The sequence below is a fragment of the Colwellia piezophila ATCC BAA-637 genome (assembly GCF_000378625.1).
Lineage (GTDB): Bacteria > Pseudomonadota > Gammaproteobacteria > Enterobacterales > Alteromonadaceae > Colwellia > Colwellia piezophila.
Window position 1 is genome coordinate 140,059 of sequence record NZ_KB905162.1, and the last position, 19,395, is coordinate 159,453.

At 38.2% G+C, this 19,395-nt stretch carries 16 protein-coding genes; 7 read left to right on the forward strand and 9 right to left on the reverse strand.

All coding sequences use genetic code 11. The features are described from left to right. Positions 1–7: 7 nt before the first annotated feature. Both F580_RS0106445 and F580_RS0106450 read right to left on the reverse strand, forming a co-directional pair. Positions 8–484: a DUF4442 domain-containing protein gene (locus tag F580_RS0106445; protein ID WP_019026883.1), complete on the reverse strand. Its 477-nt coding sequence runs from the start codon at positions 482–484 to the stop codon at positions 8–10. 269 nt (positions 485–753) lie between these two features. Continuing rightward, positions 754–1,650 carry a LysR substrate-binding domain-containing protein gene (locus F580_RS0106450; RefSeq protein ID WP_245560591.1) on the reverse strand — a complete coding sequence of 299 codons (897 nt, stop codon included), beginning with the start codon at positions 1,648–1,650 and terminating at the stop codon, positions 754–756. A gap of 182 nt (positions 1,651–1,832) precedes the next feature. Between F580_RS0106450 and F580_RS0106455 the strand changes: the two genes are divergently transcribed. Beyond that, entirely contained in the window at positions 1,833–2,609 is a 777-nt protein-coding gene (locus F580_RS0106455; protein ID WP_245560592.1) for an isocitrate lyase/PEP mutase family protein, read from the forward strand. Between the two features lie 231 nt (positions 2,610–2,840). Here the strand turns inward: F580_RS0106455 and F580_RS0106460 are convergent, their stop codons facing one another. Next, on the reverse strand, positions 2,841–5,213 hold the full coding sequence (locus tag F580_RS0106460) for a TonB-dependent receptor (RefSeq protein WP_019026886.1): 2,373 nt from the start codon (positions 5,211–5,213) through the stop codon (positions 2,841–2,843). A 397-nt stretch (positions 5,214–5,610) separates the two neighbouring features. Here F580_RS0106460 and F580_RS0106465 point away from each other — a divergent pair, with 397 nt between their 5' ends. After that, positions 5,611–6,336 carry a hypothetical protein gene (locus tag F580_RS0106465; RefSeq protein ID WP_157443021.1) on the forward strand — a complete coding sequence of 242 codons (726 nt, stop codon included), beginning with the start codon at positions 5,611–5,613 and terminating at the stop codon, positions 6,334–6,336. A 562-nt stretch (positions 6,337–6,898) separates the two neighbouring features. Here F580_RS0106465 and F580_RS0106470 read toward each other — a convergent pair. Together F580_RS0106470 and F580_RS0106475 are read right to left on the reverse strand one after the other, a co-directional pair. After that, positions 6,899–8,467, reverse strand: a complete 1,569-nt coding sequence (locus tag F580_RS0106470) for a methyl-accepting chemotaxis protein (RefSeq protein WP_019026888.1) — start codon at positions 8,465–8,467, stop codon at positions 6,899–6,901. A gap of 63 nt (positions 8,468–8,530) precedes the next feature. Beyond that, complete coding sequence (locus F580_RS0106475) at positions 8,531–9,073, reverse strand: SCO family protein (protein ID WP_157443022.1); 543 nt, start codon at positions 9,071–9,073, stop codon at positions 8,531–8,533. 755 nt (positions 9,074–9,828) lie between these two features. On the opposite strand from F580_RS0106475, the gene F580_RS0106480 reads away from it, so the two are divergent. The 4 genes from F580_RS0106480 (at position 9,829) to F580_RS0106495 (ending at position 12,682) form a co-directional block, all read left to right on the forward strand. After that, positions 9,829–10,440 (forward strand): TetR/AcrR family transcriptional regulator, encoded by a 612-nt coding sequence (locus tag F580_RS0106480; RefSeq protein ID WP_245560593.1) that lies wholly within the window; start codon positions 9,829–9,831, stop codon positions 10,438–10,440. A gap of 260 nt (positions 10,441–10,700) precedes the next feature. Then, positions 10,701–11,357: an MlaC/ttg2D family ABC transporter substrate-binding protein gene (locus tag F580_RS0106485; protein ID WP_019026892.1), complete on the forward strand. Its 657-nt coding sequence runs from the start codon at positions 10,701–10,703 to the stop codon at positions 11,355–11,357. 37 nt (positions 11,358–11,394) lie between these two features. Next, complete coding sequence (locus F580_RS24105; RefSeq protein ID WP_019026893.1) at positions 11,395–12,021, forward strand: hypothetical protein; 627 nt, start codon at positions 11,395–11,397, stop codon at positions 12,019–12,021. 31 nt (positions 12,022–12,052) lie between these two features. Next, on the forward strand, positions 12,053–12,682 hold the full coding sequence (locus tag F580_RS0106495) for a DsbA family protein (protein ID WP_019026894.1): 630 nt from the start codon (positions 12,053–12,055) through the stop codon (positions 12,680–12,682). A gap of 127 nt (positions 12,683–12,809) precedes the next feature. Here F580_RS0106495 and F580_RS0106500 read toward each other — a convergent pair whose 3' ends face one another. Both F580_RS0106500 and F580_RS0106505 read right to left on the reverse strand, forming a co-directional pair. Continuing rightward, positions 12,810–15,071 carry a carbohydrate binding family 9 domain-containing protein gene (locus F580_RS0106500; protein ID WP_019026895.1) on the reverse strand — a complete coding sequence of 754 codons (2,262 nt, stop codon included), beginning with the start codon at positions 15,069–15,071 and terminating at the stop codon, positions 12,810–12,812. Positions 15,072–15,367: 296 nt separating this feature from the next. Next, positions 15,368–16,573 carry a serine hydrolase domain-containing protein gene (locus F580_RS0106505; RefSeq protein ID WP_019026896.1) on the reverse strand — a complete coding sequence of 402 codons (1,206 nt, stop codon included), beginning with the start codon at positions 16,571–16,573 and terminating at the stop codon, positions 15,368–15,370. Between the two features lie 164 nt (positions 16,574–16,737). On the opposite strand from F580_RS0106505, the gene F580_RS0106510 reads away from it, so the two are divergent. After that, on the forward strand, positions 16,738–17,100 hold the full coding sequence (locus tag F580_RS0106510; protein ID WP_026301291.1) for a DUF2750 domain-containing protein: 363 nt from the start codon (positions 16,738–16,740) through the stop codon (positions 17,098–17,100). A gap of 65 nt (positions 17,101–17,165) precedes the next feature. Here F580_RS0106510 and F580_RS0106515 read toward each other — a convergent pair whose 3' ends face one another. Further along, entirely contained in the window at positions 17,166–17,507 is a 342-nt protein-coding gene (locus tag F580_RS0106515; protein ID WP_019026898.1) for a GIY-YIG nuclease family protein, read from the reverse strand. 526 nt (positions 17,508–18,033) lie between these two features. Then, a complete protein-coding gene (locus F580_RS24110; RefSeq protein WP_169338299.1) occupies positions 18,034–19,386 on the reverse strand; it encodes an ATP-binding protein in 1,353 nt (450 codons plus the stop codon). Positions 19,387–19,395 lie beyond the last annotated feature (9 nt).

The following is a 19,395-nucleotide window of genomic DNA, read 5'->3' on the forward strand; positions in this document are numbered from 1 at the left end:
TTTAAGCTTACTTGCCACTAGCCTTGGGCTTTTTACGACGAATATATAGCGTGCGATTGAGCTTAGCAACAACATCGCCTTGTTCGTCTTTTACATAGACGGGGATTTGCGGTAAATATTTTTCACCGTTGGCGGTATGCGTAATAATATCGTCAATGAGCTGTTGGTTAATGGCAAAGTCTGCAATGACCTTACCTTTACCTGGCTTGATAAAATCAATATCAGCAGACTTATCCCAGACCACATATTGATCGCCTAATTGCGCGAGCAGCATCAACATATAAAAAGGATCTGTCATTGCAAATAAAGAGCCGCCAAAATGGCTACCAACAGCATTTTTGTTCCACGGCCGTAAGGTTAATTCTACCCGGGCCGTTTTAAAATCTGTTGATAAATGCTTTATGCGAATACCGGCAAAAAACAAGGGTGGCCACGCATTAAGAATTAGGCGGAATAGCCAAGGTTTTTTAAACATTATATTCATTTATACTTACCTAATAAGGTTTAATGACATTAAATTAACTGAGAGTAGCTAACTCATCGTACCAGTTGATTAAGTGTAATATAAACCTTATAACGGTTAAAATCTAGTGAGCGTATTGGGAGTTTACTCATCAGTAGATGACCTTGGCTCATGTTGTTAAGTGAGTATTAATGATAAATGCAGCAGTTTTCTAGCGATGCTAGCTAAAATAGCAGCGCTAGTGCCACACTAGATAAAAAGTTATTTTCACTGAGTTGATATTTACCTATTCATCCCGTAACAGTCTCTTTATCCATTTCTTGTTTTAACCAGCGAATAAACACGTTTAAACGCGCTATTTTTGCTGACTTTTCATCATAAACAAAATAGCGCTGTACAACATTTGGGTGAGGGATGTTCACGGGCATAACAAGTTGCCCTGAGTTGAGTTGAGCAATGCATAAATACCGGGCAGCTAAAGTAAAACCGTGACCGTTAAGTACTGCATTCAAAGCCATGTCAGTGCTGTGAACTTCGGTCCATTGTTGGTGCTCTTGGTATCCTTGGGTATTGGTGTGCTCAAACCAAGTTGGCCAATCGTAACGGCCGGGCTTGTCTAAACTAACTAGCCAGGTTTTGAGCAGATCATCCGGTGTAGTAAAACTCATTTCTTTAGCAAGCTGTGCCGAGCAGACTGGATAAACTGGGTCTTCACCAAAATACTGACAAGTAAGTGTTGAGTCGGTATTCTCAGTGACCTGTGGGCCGAAGCGAATGGCCAAATCGATATGTTGCTCTTTAAGGTTTTCGAAATGAGCAGACGACATCACTTTAATGTTTATATTGGGGTGTAGTGCGGAAAACTGACTTAATCTTGGCATCAACCATAAGGTAGTAAAAGCTTGGGTCGAACTAATAGTTAAACTACCTGATATTTCTTCTTTAGTAATCTCGTTGATATTTTTTTCTATTATTTGAAAAGCTTGTTGAGTCGCTAATAACAATGTTTTACCTTGCTGAGTTAACAGCATCGTTTTACCTTTACGCAAAAATAACTGTGTTGCTAAATTTTCTTCCAATTTACGCATTTGTTGACTTACAGCCGCTTGGGAGATACACAATTGGGTTGCCGCTTTACTATAACTTTGATGCCTTGCGGCAGCTTCAAAGCTATGTAATAAATTCAAATTTTTTAATGCTTTTTTAATCATCATTTAAGGGGAGACAAGTCAGGTTACTCAATACAGTATTATAAGCATAGCTTATAATACTAGTCGATTTTTATCGTTGGTTTTTATGTCAGCCAAGCGGCACAATTCATTCATCAAACACCGGCTCTGCTAAGCAGAGCGCTATTAATAGAGACCAAATGATGAATGCAGCAGACTTTAAATCGTTACACCAACAACTTGAACCACTACTTATTTGCAATGTTTGGGATGTTGCTAGTGCACAAATCGCAGAAAAAAACGGCTTTAAAGCGATAGGCACCTCAAGTGCCGCTATTGCTAGCATGCTTGGTTATGCAGACGGTGAATTTATGCCATTTAACGAGTTACTTTTTATCGTTAAGCGTATTGCCTTGAGTTGTAAACTGCCGTTGAGTGTCGATATGGAAGCGGGCTTTTGTGATGAGCCAGCAGTAACGGTCGGTTATATTAAAGCACTAGCAGAAATCGGTGTTGTTGGTATCAATATCGAAGACAGCAAAGTGAATAAAATCAATGGCGAGCGGTCTTTAGTTAACGAAAATCACTTTGCTAATTACCTTTTGGCGATAACAACTCAATTAGCGAAAGATAAAATTTCGTTATTTATCAATGTCAGAACAGATACCTTTTTACTGGGTGTAGAAGGGGCGACTCAAGCAACCCAAAAGCGCGCTAAGTTATACCAAGATGCCGGCGCTGATGGACTATTTGTGCCTTGTATTGTCGAAGCAGAAGCGACCAAAGCCGTAGTCAACAGCACCACACTACCCGTTAATGTAATGTGTATGCCGGACTTAGCCGACTTTGCTGAGTTGAAGTCTTTTGGTGTTAAGCGTATCAGTATGGGCAATTTTATCTTTGATTCATTGCAAAATGAGATGACAACAAGATTGAACAATATTGTGCAAAGCCAATCCTTTCGGTCGATTTTTTAATTTTACTTAATTTGACCGTTTTTTAACCGGGTTACCGAAATACCCTAGCGTTATACAAGTATCAAAATAAACAAGTTCTTACTATTGGAGTCACAGGGTAGTGTTAAGTAATTTGTATAAGTTTAATGCCTGTAATGGCTACTTGGCGCTAATAAACGGACGTTCAAGTAATATCGTATTAAGATGATTTTGTGCTAGAACTATTGCTTGATATATTTCTCAGCTCAATTATTATCGAAAATGCATTCTTAATTGAATACCAAAATACCTATCGGCATCTCGCGCTACTTGATAACGAAAGCCATCACCGCTATAGCTGGTAAAATACTGTTCATCCGTTAGGTTTTTTCCGATTAGTGCTAGCTGGTAGCTATCATCATCGAATGAAAATATTACACTAGCATTTACCAATGCGTACTCTGGCAATATTACTTCCGGACTAAATTCCCCGCTGTTACTCGGTAAAGTTGCCTTTTGCTCATCAGTAAATACGTAAGCAATATCCCACTTAATATTCATATATTCCAATTCAGTAACGTAATTTAATGCAAGCAAGTATTTAAGATCAGGCGAAAAGGGCACATCTAAACCCGAGCGGTCGGTGCATTGTTCTGCTTCAGGACAGAAAAACTCATCAATTACCGCTTCTATATGGGCAAAACCTGCAGTTAACGTTAGGTTGTCTGTTGGTTGAAATATTATATCTATTTCAATTCCTTGTGTTGAAACGTTGCCAGCATTGGTTAAACGAGTAATGGTTACGCCACTAGAATTGTCAAAGTTGTTGGCTTGAAATCCTTTAATTTCAGTTCGGAACAATGCCGCATTAAACATGAAATCAGGAGATAAAAACTTGTAGCCGAGTTCGTAAGCATTAGAGGTTTCTTCTGCTATGGGCAAAGTATCCTTTTCTGCCATATTATAAAATACGTTATAGCCAGGTCCCTTATAACCTTGTGACCATGTTGCGTATATCATGCCCATATCATCTAATTCAACTTGCCCACCCAGCTTTACCGAGGTGTTGGTATTGCTAGTTTCACCAGAGAAATTGGTGTTTTCAGTCGCAGGCCTCACGCCTACCCCTCGACGACCATAGGTATCATTACTGATACGGTAATGTGAAAAAATTATTTCATCATCGGTATATCTAACACCAAAAAGCAGTTTGAAGTACTCTGAAACTTGGTATTTTGCATCAGCAAACAGTGCCCAATTATTGAACTCAGTGTTCATATTTGCCGTAGCGCTGACAATATTGTTAGCATTGCAGCTTAAATTTTCACTGGCAATAAAGTTTGCTATTTCTTGCTCATCAGGGTCAGTTAATCCTAATTCTGTCTCCAAATAATGTGATATCGCTTGGTTAAACTGACCGTTGTTATTTTGACAGCTTGCCTCACGGGTAAAGCTGCGCTCGGAATCTACTTTCCAGAAGAACGCGCCGACTAACCAGTCAAAGCGGGCACCCAGAGGCGAGGCAAGCCTCAACTCCTGTGAAAATTGATGCCAAGTTTGTGGCCCAATGTCATGTAACTGGAACGGAACATCAAAAACAGCTTCAGTAGAATCACCCGCAATGGAGGTAAAGTCCCCCTCGCGGTACTCGGTATTTTCCCATTCTCGATAAGCGGTGATGGACGTTATTGAATAATCTTGCCACTGTTTATCATACTGAACTGAAAATGACATTGTTTTGTCTATGGTTTGAGTTTCAAAGTCATGGTCAACTTTCCGCTGATTTAAATCAAAGTCGGCGATACCGTTAACAATGCCGTTACTCTTTGGTGCTGCTGAAGAGTCTGGATTTCGGCCACTGGGCAATGCTTCAATGTCAGCACAACAATTGTCATCAGCGGCGGTATTTTCGAAAATAAACAAAAAATTTCCGTCATCTGAAGTATTGGCATCTAACATTAATCGAAAGCCTTGCTTGTCATAGCCATTTACTTTTTGATTATTGTAAACGTTGGATAAATTACCATCGTAGCTAGATTTGAATGCCACAAAGCTAGCAGAGAGTTGGTCATTAATTCCCCCTTGTACTTTTGCTTTTATCCGGTATTCATTACCCTGAAACATCGAGAATTCAACCATGCTTTCTGTTTCACTAGTAGGGCGCTTTGTTGTAATGTTGACAACGCCAGCGGATGCATTTTTACCAAACAGAGTACCTTGAGGCCCCCTAAGAATTTCAATTCGCTCTAAGTCATATAGGTCGATGAATGCTTGTCCTGAACGACCCAAAACTACGCCGTCAACGACAGTAGATACACTTGGCTCGGCGGCAATACTAAACGATATCGTGCCTATTCCTCTTATAGTGATTGCTGAATTTCGACTTGTGGTGCCTTTTTTGAAACTTACTGAAGGAACCAATTGTTGTAAATCTTCAAAGCGATTAGAAAACGAAACATCAATTTTTTCACTATTAAGCACAGAAACGGCTAGAGGTACATCTGCTAAGCGTTCAACACGTTTTTGAGAGGTGACCGTTATGGTTTCGATACTATTTTTTTGCTGTAATTCTTGCGGTTGTGCAGCTAAGCTAATCAGTGCAAATGTCGACACTGCCGCAACTAACAACTTGCTTGGGCTTTGCATCATCGTTCCACTAAAGAATAAGTCATAAAATAATAGTATTGACCATAACTATAAATTTGACATCTATATTTAAAGATTATGAAAACTGAATAGTCAATTTACCCATACAGCCACGTTGGAGGATTTACCCTTTTTACTTAGTATGTTAAGACTAAGCTATACTCAAGTTATTGATTTTTGCTCATGGCTTTATTTTCTACACTTTTAGGGATGAGCTACATAGCGCTATGTAATCAATAAAGAAATTTAAACGATAGTTTTGCGTTATTATATTTAACCGCTAATAGACAGGAGCTTAAGTACATTGAAGTGGCCTTTATATTTTTACGTCATATTCTCGCTCACATTTTGCGTTTCACCTGTTTACTCAGCTGAGATTAGGTTAAATATTCCTAAAGTGAGTGATAGTCCCAAACAACACCTTTTTTATCACGAACTCCTCACCCAAGCGATTAAAGAAATTGGTCATACACCTATACTAAAAGTGCACGATATCCCGCAATTGAGGATAAAGCGATACCTAGATTTGGGCACAATATCCATCTATTGGATGTTAGAAACAACAGAACGTAATCAGCATTACATCCCTATTGAAGTAGACCTTACTAATGGCTTAATTGGCAATCGTATTTTGTTGATTAAAAAAGGGGAACAACCGCTTTATGATAAAGTAAAAAATCTTGCCGATTTTAGAGATCTAGGTTTAGTGGGTGGCATGGGGGTACGTTGGTTTGATGCAAAAGTTTGGCAAATTAATGGTTTACCGTATCATGAACATGAAGGTAACTGGGAAGCGATTTTCAAAATGCTCGTTAGAGGCAGAGGCATAGATTATTTTGCCAGAGGAATTAACGAGATTACCTTAGAAGTCAGTCGATATCCAGAGTTGCAGATAGAGCAAAATTTGCTATTTATTTACGACCGAGATTTTCGTTTCTATCTGAGCAAAACTGGAACGAATGCAGGTGAAAAATACAAAAATGTTATCTCTTTAGCCTTAAAAAAAGCCAAAGAAAGTGGATTAATTGATCGACTAATTAGAAAGTACTGGGGTAGTGATATTGAATCACTAAACCATGCTAAACGGATTAAGATTTATCTATCTTTGCCCAGTGAGCAATGATAAAACAAACAAAAAACGGCAGCCAATGTCAGCTATCGTGGCGATAGTGAACATAAAAGTGAAGTATATTGTTCAAATCATTAGGAACGCTGTGTGCTAACAGTGAACATAAGAGGTCAATCTCATTGATTGACGCGATTCTTCTTTTTATGACACCTCCACATACGTGGCTCTTCACAAATTATGAGAATTCTTGAATCGTATTTTCTGGGCCGTAGCTAAATTGGGACAAATAATTAAAGTTCTTGAATCAAAAGTCGTGAGAAAATTACAAAAAATTTCAAAAGTCGCAATAAAATAATGGTAACTAAGTGGTAAAAGTGAGCCTTAGCTTTTAGCCAATGGATAGTTTAAATTAGTTCACCGCTAATGACTTCTTGGTGCACAAAACGGGGTAAGACAACAAAGCAGAAGGTTAGCTATCGTTTGTTCTTTAGGTCAACTGAACGCCTAAAAGTGGACATTGAAGCGTTAATTAAAGGGCAAACTTTTCATGGATATAACGTTGCCTATTTTATGTTCACTATCTTCGAGAATAGCTGACATTAGTTAGTTAAAAAAATTAGTCTAACTGATAATGTTTAACCAATGTCCCCATTTGTTGAGCTTGATCCTGTAATTTAGATGCATCATCAAGCCCCTTTTCTGCCTCGATAAGAAAGAGTGCTGACACTTCATTTATGGAGTTAGTATTGCGGTTTATTTCTTCTGTTACCGCTGTTTGTTCTTCTGCTGCCGTAGCTATCTGGGTTGCCATATCAGATATGTTCTTTATAGCATTGGTTATGTTAGCAAAACTCTGTGTTGCCCTTTCTGCATCTGATACGCTGGTAGTTGCTAAGTCATGGCAACCACCCATAGTTTTTACTGCTGACTGTGTACTTGATTGCAATATAGAAATCATTGATGTTATTTCTTGCGTAGAAGTATGAGTGCGTTGTGATAGAACTCTAACTTCATCAGCAACTACCGCAAAACCTCTGCCTTGTTCGCCAGCTCTAGCAGCTTCTATAGCCGCATTTAAGGCCAGTAGATTGGTTTGTTCTGCAATACTACTGATAGTTTGTACAATGCCACTGATTTGTTGGCTATTACGGTCTAATTCTGAAATTATTGCTGATGCATTTGATACCTGTTGCGCAAGTTCGGTAATCGACTGCTGACAAGTATTGGCGATCTCGCCCCCTTCTTCACTTGCTTGGACAGTCTCGTTAGATGCAACCGCCGTTTGCTCCGCATTGTTAGCGATCTCTTGAGTTGCAGCTGCCATTTGAGTAACCGCGGTAGCAACTTGTCCTACTTCATTTTGCTGCTCGTGCGCTTGGTTGGTACGTGTTTTAGCTGAATTGCTAGCATCAGTTGACTGCGTTGCTAAAGTAATTGTTACCTGGTTTATTTGGGAGAATGTTTCGTGTAGACGTTTTAAAAAATTATTAACTTGTTCCACAAGTAAGGAGTCATTCCCTGAATTATCTATTTGACTAGATAGATCACCTTTAGCAGCCTTTTCAACAGCACCTATGACTAGGTTAGACTCAACAAATTGTTTGTTACCCTCATAAATGTAATAAGTAGACACAATAAGCGCTAAAACAGCAAAAAACACATGGTAAACAAACGGTGCTAATAATCCCCATTCTGTCTGTTCTCCCCAAGAAAACATGTTGATAGGTTGCCCCCACAATACTAAACCGATACTTTGACAATAAGTAAAAAGTATATGATGTACGACTACGGTGCCGACAAAAACTAACAAAGGAAGAATATCGCGGTATCGTATTAAAAGAGTAAAACCGACGAAAAACAAAAAGTGCCCCTCACCCAAACCATTAGATTGTTGCACGGTTATAGCAAGTAAACCCGTAAGCGCTGTTGCCATTATTATTCGGCACATTGTGGTACCGGGCATGGTTTTGTAGGCAATAATGCAGACCATTGATATTATCAAGCCACCGGTGATGCCCAACTTAAAGTAGCCGTATTGGAAAGAGGTAATAAATGCAACGCTAATAGAAAAAACAATCACTGATAATAACAATATTTTGTCGGTGATTTTAAAGTCAGCCTCAAATTTTTCTTTTAACTCTTTAGACATCTTATCGTCATAATATGCAAATAATGTTTTGAACATTTTACTCTCCGACTAAATTATAGTTAGCTGTTTAAACCTACACAGCGTTTAAAAGGATGGGGTTTAATGATTTAAAGCGAATAATTCTCTTTGCAGCGTTTCAACTGAAAAGCTATTGGGATTATAAATTTTTACCAATCTCCAATCATTTACTTTTCGCCGTAATAAATAGGTTTTACCTAAGTGTGATATCTGATTTCCTTCCTGCTTTATGTTTAAACCAAACTTGTTAGAAACTTCAGTCAATTCTTCAGTTGGAATATGTAAACCGATAAATGAAGCGTGGAACTGTTTCGCAAAGCTTGATGCCTGGGCAGAGGTACTGTTGGCATCAATATCAACAAAAACTACTTGAGGCCATAGGGAGGGATTTTTCTGTGAATCAAATAACTGTCTAAGTTTCGATAGTGTCATTGGGCAGACGTCACTACAACCGCGAAAACCAAAAAAAATCAATGCGTTCTCATTACCTTCTTGATCCAAAAATGAAGCATCTAGTTTTTTATCTAGCGTCAAGGGTATAAAAGGAATGCTGAAGATGAAAATAATCAACAGAAGCCATAAGGTAAAGCCTATTGAAACTTTATATTTGTTCTTATTGAGCATTCGTCCCCTTCAAATATTAATAAAAATCAACAAATTCGATATCATCATAGATAACATAAAATTAGCAGAGATTTTTTTATTAGCAATTACTATAGATGAACTATTTAACGAAGGTTTATTTTTCAACTCTAAAAATTTAAAAGGATAAGTTTACAAAGTACTAACTACAATTATAAAAATTATGATCAAACGAATAACATGTCGTGGTATCAATAGATATACATATGCCGCTTTGTGCCATAGAAGCATTAAAGGGATTTTATTAAGGTCGTATCTAATCTGCCCTTTAGCTGAGGTGAATTGAGTTCATGAAAAGAGACCGCTTTGTGGTAGAAGTGATCATACGGGAGGCTTATTTCAAAAATTAGGAACAGTCATAAAACGTAACTAATATGTTAAGTCTTCTCATCCGGTGACGCGATTCTCATTTTTTATGACACCTCCACACATAAGCAATAATAAATAAAAAAATAATAATGATTATTTTTAGCGTATGCACTTTACTTACTGACTTCGTTAGATGAACAACTCAAAATAGTACTCGCGCTAAATAAATACAGATACTCTTTTTGACAATAACAAAGAAAATATCCGTCCATCAAGCACTCGGTTTGACTCTCAGCTCTATAGCTATCCCTAAAATTTATCCAGCTTCATTAGAAACCATCTAGCTCTATATTGGAATGATCACGCAACTGATAAAGAAGGTTAATAAGCACTCCTTGCAACATACCAAGCGGTCGGTTATTCTTTAAGTGAAAGTTAATATTAGAGAAGTAACCATGAGTGATGCCGAGCAAACCCGCCAAAACATATTAACCGTGGCAGCTGATGAAATTCATCAGCACGGTTTTAACGCAACTAGCTTGTCGGTTATTCTCAATCGCTGTGAAATATCAAAAGGCGCACTGTACCACCACTTCACCAGTAAAATGGCGTTGGGTTATGCGGTATTCGAAGAAATTTATACGCCGGAGTTTCTAGAACTCTGGCAGTCAGCTTTGACTGTTGAGGATCCTGTTGAAGGCTTATGTGATTTTTTTACCTCAATGACAGAGCAAATGTCTTGTAGTGAAGTTGTTTGTGGTTGTCCACTCAATAACCTCTGTGAAGAAATGGCTAATGTTGATGAAGGCTTTCGTTTGCGTATTTTGTCTATGCAAGAGCAGTTGAATCAGTTAATTGTCGATGCCCTGATGAAAATCAGTGATGATTTACGCGAAGGTCTAGCGTTTAGCCAAGTAGGGTATTTTATCGTCGCTACCCTCAATGGGGCGACCACCTTAAGTAAAAGTTCACGTAATAAAGAATTGTTCCAACAAGTTATTGCTGAGTTATGTTTTTATATTAGAGCCTTGAAAAAATAACACCACTGACGGCTTGATGCTTTATTTCCCCCACGGATGAACGCTTTTTATTTTAACGTTTTAGCCAGGAACTTAACTCGCTAATTCATTGCTCGCTTATTCCCATTTACACTTTCGTAAACTTTTTTGTTCTTTATATTCTATTTAACAAACCGCTCGGTCGGTGCTATTCTCTTGTTATAAATAAAGCATACCGCTCGGTCGGTATGCTTTATTTCCTATTTCGCAGTACATATTTTATATTAAAGGATCGTGTTACCATGCGAGCATTCATAATAAAAAGCATTTTTGCTTTGGTTTTATCTTCGACTATTGTAATTGAGGTTATGGCAGCATCATCAACAGCTTCTTCGACAACTAAGTCAGCCTCTTATTTAGCGAGCGCATCACCTTATGTGGTCTTAAAAACAGCGGGTACTAACTTGTTCTCACGTATATCGGCCAATCAGCAAGCCATTGCTAAATTTCCACATTTAATGCGCGATATTGTCGAAGAAGAGTTAATGCCAGCAATAGATTATCGTTATGCATCGTATCGTATCTTAGGTAAACATTTAAAAAATATATCTAAACAGCAGCGCGCAGACTTTGTTGTAGCCATGCGTCATTATTTGGTAAGAACCTACTCCATTGCTTTATCTAAATATAAAAACCAACAAGTTATTTTTGAGCCGGAAAAGCCGACTCAAGGCAAAAGAATTATTGGCATTAAAACTCAAATTGTTGAACAAGGCGCACCGACCATTAATATAGTCTTTCAGATGCGAAAAAATAAAAAAACCAAGCAATGGAAGGCGTTTGATATCACTATAGAAGGCATTTCTTTATTAAGCACTAAACAAGCTGAGCTGAATAGAAAAATCGCTAAACAAGGCATAGATTACGTCACCCTAGAGTTAGCGGCTCTAGCTAAGTAAGTTTTTCAATGTAAAGTTAACCAACAAGGAATTTGTTTTGTTACAGTTATTTAAAGTATTGGTATTACCTTTTATCTTAATTTCATTGCTATCGGCGGGTGTCATTGCCACCATTAAGATAGATTATTTTTTCTTAGAAAATAACTTGGCTGAGGTTTCACTCACTGAGATTTTTCAGCAATTGCTACTGTTAGCGAGTGTGGGTATTTTCATCTGGTCAGCTTATAAAGTTGAAGAGTCACGCACCTTGTTTATCTTGGTTGCAGGTTTTTTCGGCTGTATGTTTTTACGCGAACTCGATTACTATTTTGACATGATAGTACACGGTTTTTGGTTCTATCCAACGCTATTATTAGCGAGTTCAGTGATTATTTATAGCGTTAAGCATAATAGTAACTTGATAAACTCTGCTCGCTTATTTAGTCAAACGAATGCCTATTTCAATATCTTAGTAGGCTTAGTTATTATCATGGTCTTTAGTCGCTTATTCGGCTCAGGCACGCTGTGGAAAGAGGTAATGAACGATGATTACCATCTGATCTACAAAACAATTATTCAAGAAGGCCTAGAGTTATTTGGTTATGTGTTTTTATTCATCGGCTCCTTTCACCAGTTTAGAGGTGTGTTGGGTAAAGTGGCTAATGAGCAAAGAATGAAATTATGAGCGGTATAAAACTTCATTATTAAGGAATCCTATGACGACCACGTTATATTACCTGCATGATCCTATGTGCAGTTGGTGTTGGGGCTATCGTCCAATATGGGATGTTTTGCAGCAATATTTACCGACTTCAATATCGGTGGAATATGTTGCCGGTGGTTTAGCCCCTGATTCCAATAGCCCAATGCCACTGGCTCAACAGCAGGTGATTCAAAATCACTGGCGAACTATCGAGAAGAAACTAGGCACCCACTTTAATTATGATTTTTGGACCCATAACGTGCCAAGGCGTGCCACTTATAATGCCTGTCGAGCAGCAATTGCCGCGCATAAACAAGATTGTCAAAAAACCATGATAGATGCTATTCAACGAGCCTATTATTTGGAGGCTTTAAATCCGTCAGATATTGAGGTGTTAATTACTTTAGCAACAGCGTTAAGCCAGCGCGATACTATTGATTTCGATATTGCTAAATTTGTTAAAGATCTGAGTAGCACTGACACTGAAAAAGAGCTAGCAAGGCAGGTCAGTTTAGCAAGAGCGCTGAGCCAACAAGGCTTCCCATCATTAGTACTTGAGGTAAACGGCATAAGGCATCAAATAGCTATTGATTACAGTGACTATCAACAAACCCTCGCAGATATTTTGCAGCGCATGGATTGACGGCTTAGTTAGTGAGTTAGTTAAATATTCAGTTAGCTGACTTTACTTAAAGCAATAAACTTAAAGCAATAAAAAAGCGATGTTAAACATCGCTTTTTTTCATTTTTTACGTGCTATTAAAAATTTGTTACATCTGCCAAGCGTAACTAAACTTAGTAAACACTGAGCGTTCATCTCTGGTTAGCTCTGCCAAACCATCATTTTGGAAACCACTATCCGAGTAGCCAAGAAAGAATAATGTTTGCGGATTAATTTTATAAGAATAAATCAGTTGAGTTGAGAAAAATCTACTTTTTGCATCAGGGAGATCATCAGCATCTTCTTCGGTATATAAATCAACATCTCGGGCAATATCTGTGTATTGCAGCACAAGTTTTAGTTTACTGCGCATACTAAACTGATAGCTCAGTCGAATATCTGATTGATGAGCCGTAAATAATCGGCCATCATCAACATCTAGGTGAGAGTAGTTATAGTTAATGCTGGCATTAATATGTCGATTTACATCCCATTCAGTAAAAGCTTCGATGTAAACCACATCGCCTAATTGCGCATTGGCAAAATCAATTTGTGTACCAAACTTGAAAAAGGTGCCAATAAGAGTATTCGCTACCGGCCTCATTTCAACAAAGGTTTTAAATTGCGTTTCTTTAAAATACTTTTCTTCATACAGTCTTTCACGGTGAACTAGGCCAAAGTTAGTATAAAACTGCTTCTGTCCTTGCATGTTGCCATGAATCTCATATTCTTCTTCAAGCACATTACCGTCTTGGTCATAGGTTTTATCCCAGTCACCAAAGTAGCCCCATTGGGTTAAGGTATTATCACTGTCACCGTAATAAATTCGGCGACCACCTAAGACTACTCGCTCGATATTACTTCTCGATTGAAAGCCTAAATCGGCTCTGAAATCTTCACTAATATTAGTGTAGCCAGCATTTAGACGGTAATCTCGGGTACTACGCGCATAATTTACCTTTAAAGCCGTGCCTCTTTGCTCTTCACTAACATCAAATTCAGCCATCACATCAGCGGTATTTTTGGTATCAGATTGGGCTACTTGGTATTGAATGCTGTCGTTTTGACCTAACCAGTAAGTGCCATCGAATGATGCCAGGGTATTGTGGTAATTATCAGATTGTCGGTGAGTCATTAATACACCAACATTATTACGCTCACCCACATCTATTTTATAACGTGCTATCGCGACGTTCGACTTCTCATCCAAGGTGGCAATGTCTGAGCCTTGGTTACCAGGCATTAAAAAGGAAGTATTACTGTCATCAGCTACCATCAAACCATAACTGTGCTCGTTGGTTTTACCGGTCAATTTCAAACCGGTATCTGGATCGGCAATATTACGCGTATGGACAAAATTAAAGTTAGTGGTATCAAAATAGGAAGCGCCATCAAGGAAAAATGGCCTTTTTTCAGGATAGAATAAAGAGTAAGTATTGTTAACATCGAGTTGTCCAGCATCTGCTTCAACCTGAGAGAAATCTGGGTTTAAGGTAGCGTTTAGCACGATATCTTGCGTTAAGCCCCAACGAATATCTAAGCCAGGCTCTATCTCAATATCACCATCTTGCCACTTTCCCGGTACGTCAGGTTTTTCATCGGCTCGTGATAGTGTCAATGTTGGCGTTAATTGAAAGTTTTTCCCTGATTTAATTTCTTCAAAACCGACTAGTTGATGGAACTGGCAAAGGTTACATTTTATATCGCGATCAAATTTATTAGTGGCCATTTGTATCTTTACATCGCGAGGGTAATTTCGCCAACCGGCAATATTCCACACCAGTTTTTCATCGGAGTCAGGAAATCGCAAGGCACTAAATGGAATGCTCATTTCAACAACGTAACCAAAGTCAGTTATTTGACCAGCACTGTCCCAAATAGCATCCCAAGAGCTGTCTTCGTCCCAGCCATCAGTATCATCCATACGCACATCTGCTTGTGCGCCTAACGGATTGACAAAAAACTCATAACCACTGCGTTCATCGTTAAAAGTATCGATGATAATGGCGACGTTATCATCGGCCCACAGGTTATCTCTGTCTCGCAGTGATGCTCTGATTTTTTCAGGGTTAGGATCATAGGCAATAAAAGCGACATTAAAAGAACTGCCATTTTCATAAAAGTAAACTTCAGTTTTTACCGGTGAGGGGGTGCCATCACCTGGACTTTTCTCGTATTTTAATTCCATCTTGGTCGCGGTTTTCCAGACGGCTTCATCCATACGGCCATCAACCTTGATGACGGCTTTATTATGAGTTAATTGAAAGCGCTTTCTGTCCGCCTGTTCGGCAGCAATGGTAAAAGTGCATGTTAGGACAGTAAAAGCCAGCAGGGTTTTAGTGATTTTTTGACAGTTTTTGAGCAAAGACATAGGGAGTTATTTATAATTTCATTTGTTTTTATTAAGGTAATTGTCGCGCGAAACTTAGCAAAAGTTTACTGTCAGATGTAACAAAAGGTAACCGTGGCGGCTTTGTTGCTGAAATTTCATGCGGATATGCAGCAGGGCTACGACTCGTGTCGTAGTTGTTTGGCATGATTTATTTTCGTCATCGACAATTTTTTTCAAAATAAAGCTGTTTATAGCGAAGGGATTTCAATTTTATTAAGGTAAATGTTTATAGCGGACTAAGTTATTAAGTGTAATAACTTAGCGCACTCAAATAGTTAACGCTGATTTTTAGTGCGTTTGGTTAAAGGTCGGCTAAATAAAAGCTCTACCTGTGACCAAAACTGGCTAGATATTTTACTGATAGCGTTAGATTCCGCGTTAATGAGCATGGCGAATCCTAGGTCTAAATCGGGTGAGTAACCTATTTCAGCCCGAAAGCCGGCAACCCAACCAGAATGATAAATAATTTTCCGGTTGTTGAATTGGTAAATTCGCCAACCATAACCATAATGGGCATCGGTTAAATATTCGCGCCAATAGCGGCGCCGTAAATCCTTTGCTGTTTTTATCCTCGGCGTCGTTATTTCTGTTAATAACGCGGGTGATAAAATCTCGGGCTTATGCCCCATATTGGCGATTAACCATTTTGCTAAGTCGGTAATACTGGCATTAACGCCAGCTGCAGGAGCCACTTTATAATAATCAGGTTCAACTTTTACCGTACGCCAAATATGCCTTTTGATATCACGGCCTTGGGAGTCTTTTTTTCCTGTTTTCACCCGTTTTATCAGGATATGGGGTTTGGCGGTGTTTTTTTGTTCTTTATAGACATCGATACCAACAGAAGCGTTAGTCATATTAAGCGGGGTAAAGATCCTTTCTTGCAATAGGGCTGCATAGCTTTTTCCTTGGCTAGCTTCTATGGCGGGTTGTAGCATAGCGTAAGCTATATTTTGATAGCCATAACATTTTTGCGGCTGACAAACGGGCTCAATACGATCAAATCGGCTGATAATCTTGTCCATACTCCAGTTTTCATGTAGCAGGTTATCAAAGGCATTTGGCATTAAGCCGCTAGAATGGCTTAACAAGTGTTTTAATTGAATTTTTTGTGCTGCCCCCTCTGTCGCTAAGGTAAAATTAGGCACATATTTGGTGATGGGATCTGAGAGGTTTAACTGTTTTTCTTGCGCTAACATGGTGGTGATAGTGGCGGCAAAGGTTTTAGATACTGACGCTAAGCGAAACACCGTGTTGTTATCTACTCGATTAGATTTAGCTTTGTCGGTATGACCAAAGCTTTCTATGGCAACGATACGATTGTTTTGCACAATGGCATAAGCGCCGCCGGGAATACTATATTGATTGAGTTGCTGTGCTACTTGCGTTGAAAACGTCTCGTTAAACTGACTAACTTTATTGGCAATAGTCAGCGGGCAGAAAAAAAGTGACAATAAAATGCAGCTTACTCGAACTAACATAGCAATCTCTTTGGATGAAATGGGCGCTAATTCTATAGATTTAATCGCTAAATAAAAAGCCTTTAATTTTTGGGGTTATTTATCATGCTTATAGACAATAACATGATCTCTGCGAGTAACTTCGTTATAATTAGCCTATTCAATTAATTAGAACGAATAATCTTATGAGCGATAGCAACAACGTCATGCAAACCTTTTTGGCAGAAACTAAACCAACACAAATTATCTGGGCATTACAAGATAAAGCGAGTGAAGACTGGGTCGTCCTTGACTCTCCTGGTTTTGAAAACACCGATGTTATGCCGCTTTGGTCAAGTGCAAAGCTAGCTCAACAGCATTGTATTGATGAATGGCAAGACTATGTGCCTTGTGAAATTACCCTTGCGGATTGGTTTGAGTTTTGGCTTGAAGACTTAAACGAAGACAATGTTATTGTTGGTATTAATTGGCAAGGTGATGATGAGTGTTTAGAGATGGAACTAAGCGAATTTACCCAAGCATTGGCTAAAGTAGAATCGTTAAAATAAAGTTTTATTTATAGTCAGTTTTTTTCAAGCTGACTATAACCTTGATAATTAGAGTATATAAATAGCTAAATACTGGTTAAATTTGGTATTTTCAGTATTTCCCTTTTAAGTAACTTTACCGCCACTTCTGCGGGTACTTGATAAAATTCATTGACGTACTCTTGTGCTTTTAAGTATTTTTTTAGCTGTTTTTTTACCTTACACGGGTTACTGCATAACAATGAGAAAGCAACGCGGTATTCGCCAATAGTCTTTGCTGATAATAAGCTTGCATATGTTTGAGGATTCTCAGGGGTACAACCAATTTTGATTACATCAGAGAAAAGAGAATGTGTCATCACATAAACATGGCCTGAAGCAATATTGTTAATGGTCATCGCTCCTGTTGAATTGCTAATGTTGCTCATCAGTAGTAGTCCCAATATCCTTAAGTTGAGCTTATTGAAAACTCTTTTTTAAATTCTAAGCTGTTTTTTATAGTAATATTCCATTTTACCACTTCTTATTATTGCAAACCTTGCGATAGAACAACATCGATCAAGTTAGTTACAGTTAGTTACAGTTAGTTACGGTTGTTCGCAACCAATCATAGGTATGTGACTGGTCATAATGCTTGAAATCTTCAGTCAGTGGATGAGATTATTAATCACAAGATAAGATCTTAATGATCACTTAGATACGATAGCTGACGTTTCACTATTTCGTTTTTATGACTTCTTGGTGCGCTAAGCAGAAGGAGATTGGTGCTTTTCTAGAATGTCTGCTTGTGAGCCGATAGCAGATGATGTGTAAGCTCTACCTACTAATTACAAGTCAGTTGCTAGGCAGTGGTGTTTGTGTGATTAATTATAAAGATTAGCTCCAGTGGGTTTTAATCAACTACACCAGTGAATTGGTTGTTTTATGTAATTTAAACCTACTATTTTTATGATTTTAATGTTGCCTCACGAAGGATTTTTGACTATGAACCTCTTCTTTCAAAAGTTTGTTGATATAGGTAAGTAGTACGGGGAGTTCCAGAGGTTTTTCGCAGACCGCGTCCATACCGTTTGCTATGTATTGTTTAATATTTTCAACATCTATATCGGCTGTTAGAGCGATAATTGGTATTGTTGACCTACTACAGTCCCATGATCTAATTATTCTTGTCGTTTCAATGCCGTTCATAATAGGCATTCTAATGTCCATCAATATCAGATCGAAATCATTCTGTTTTAGTAGTCTAAGTGCTTCTTCACCATTATTTGCCACTTTAACTTCATGAGTAAGCTTCCCTAATACCGCCAACATTAGCTTTTGCAATATTCGAGAATCTTCAACTAACAGTAGTTTCAAACTTCGATTAGCTAGCCATTCATTATCGAATTCATCTCTTTCTTTTAACACTAAAACATTACTTGTCTGTTGACATAAAATGGTAAACCAAAAGTGACTACCTTCACCTTTAACACTCTCAGTGCCTATTTTTCCACCCATTAATTCAACCAGTTTTTTTGAAATAGACAAGCCTAAGCCAGTGCCACCAAAGCTTCTATAGGTTGAACGATCTGCTTGAGTGAATGGCTTAAATAGTTTTTTTTGCTCCTCCTGAGTTAATCCAATACCACTGTCAATGACTGAAAATTTTAATAGAATATCGTTATTGCTTTTCTGTGTTTGGCTAACGGTAATGTTGATGTAACCCGTTGAGGTGAACTTGACTGCATTACTAAGCAGGTTAGTAAGGACTTGTCCTATCCGCAGAGAGTCAGCATGTATACCATAGGGAAGATTTGGTGCTAAGTTAAGCTCTAGCTGTAATTTTTTTGAGTTGATTTGAGGTAAGAATAAATCCACAGTTTTTTCTACAAAAGATTGTAAATGAAAGTCTTTAAAATTAAGTTCTAACATACCCTCGTCGAGTTTAGATTGATCTAGTATTTCGTTTAGGATCTTCAATAAGGCTCTAGCCGATGAGATGATGTTGTCTGTCCACTCTTTTTGTTGCGGGCCTATTTCACTTTGTTGTAATAATTCAGCCATACCCAAAACCCCTGCCATAGGCGTTCGGATTTCATGACTCATATTGGCTAAAAAATCTGATTTAACCTTAACTAACTTGACAGCTGTTAGCCTAGCTTCGGTTAATTTTTTTGTCGATAAGGCAAAAGATTCATAGGCGAGTATTATTTCATTATCTTTAACGCGTAGTTTATCTTGGTAAATTTCTAATGTTTTATTATTCCTAGTATTTTCTTGGGACTTCTTGAATAGGTGATACAAAAGAAAAATTACCAAGGTAATCATCAAGATTAA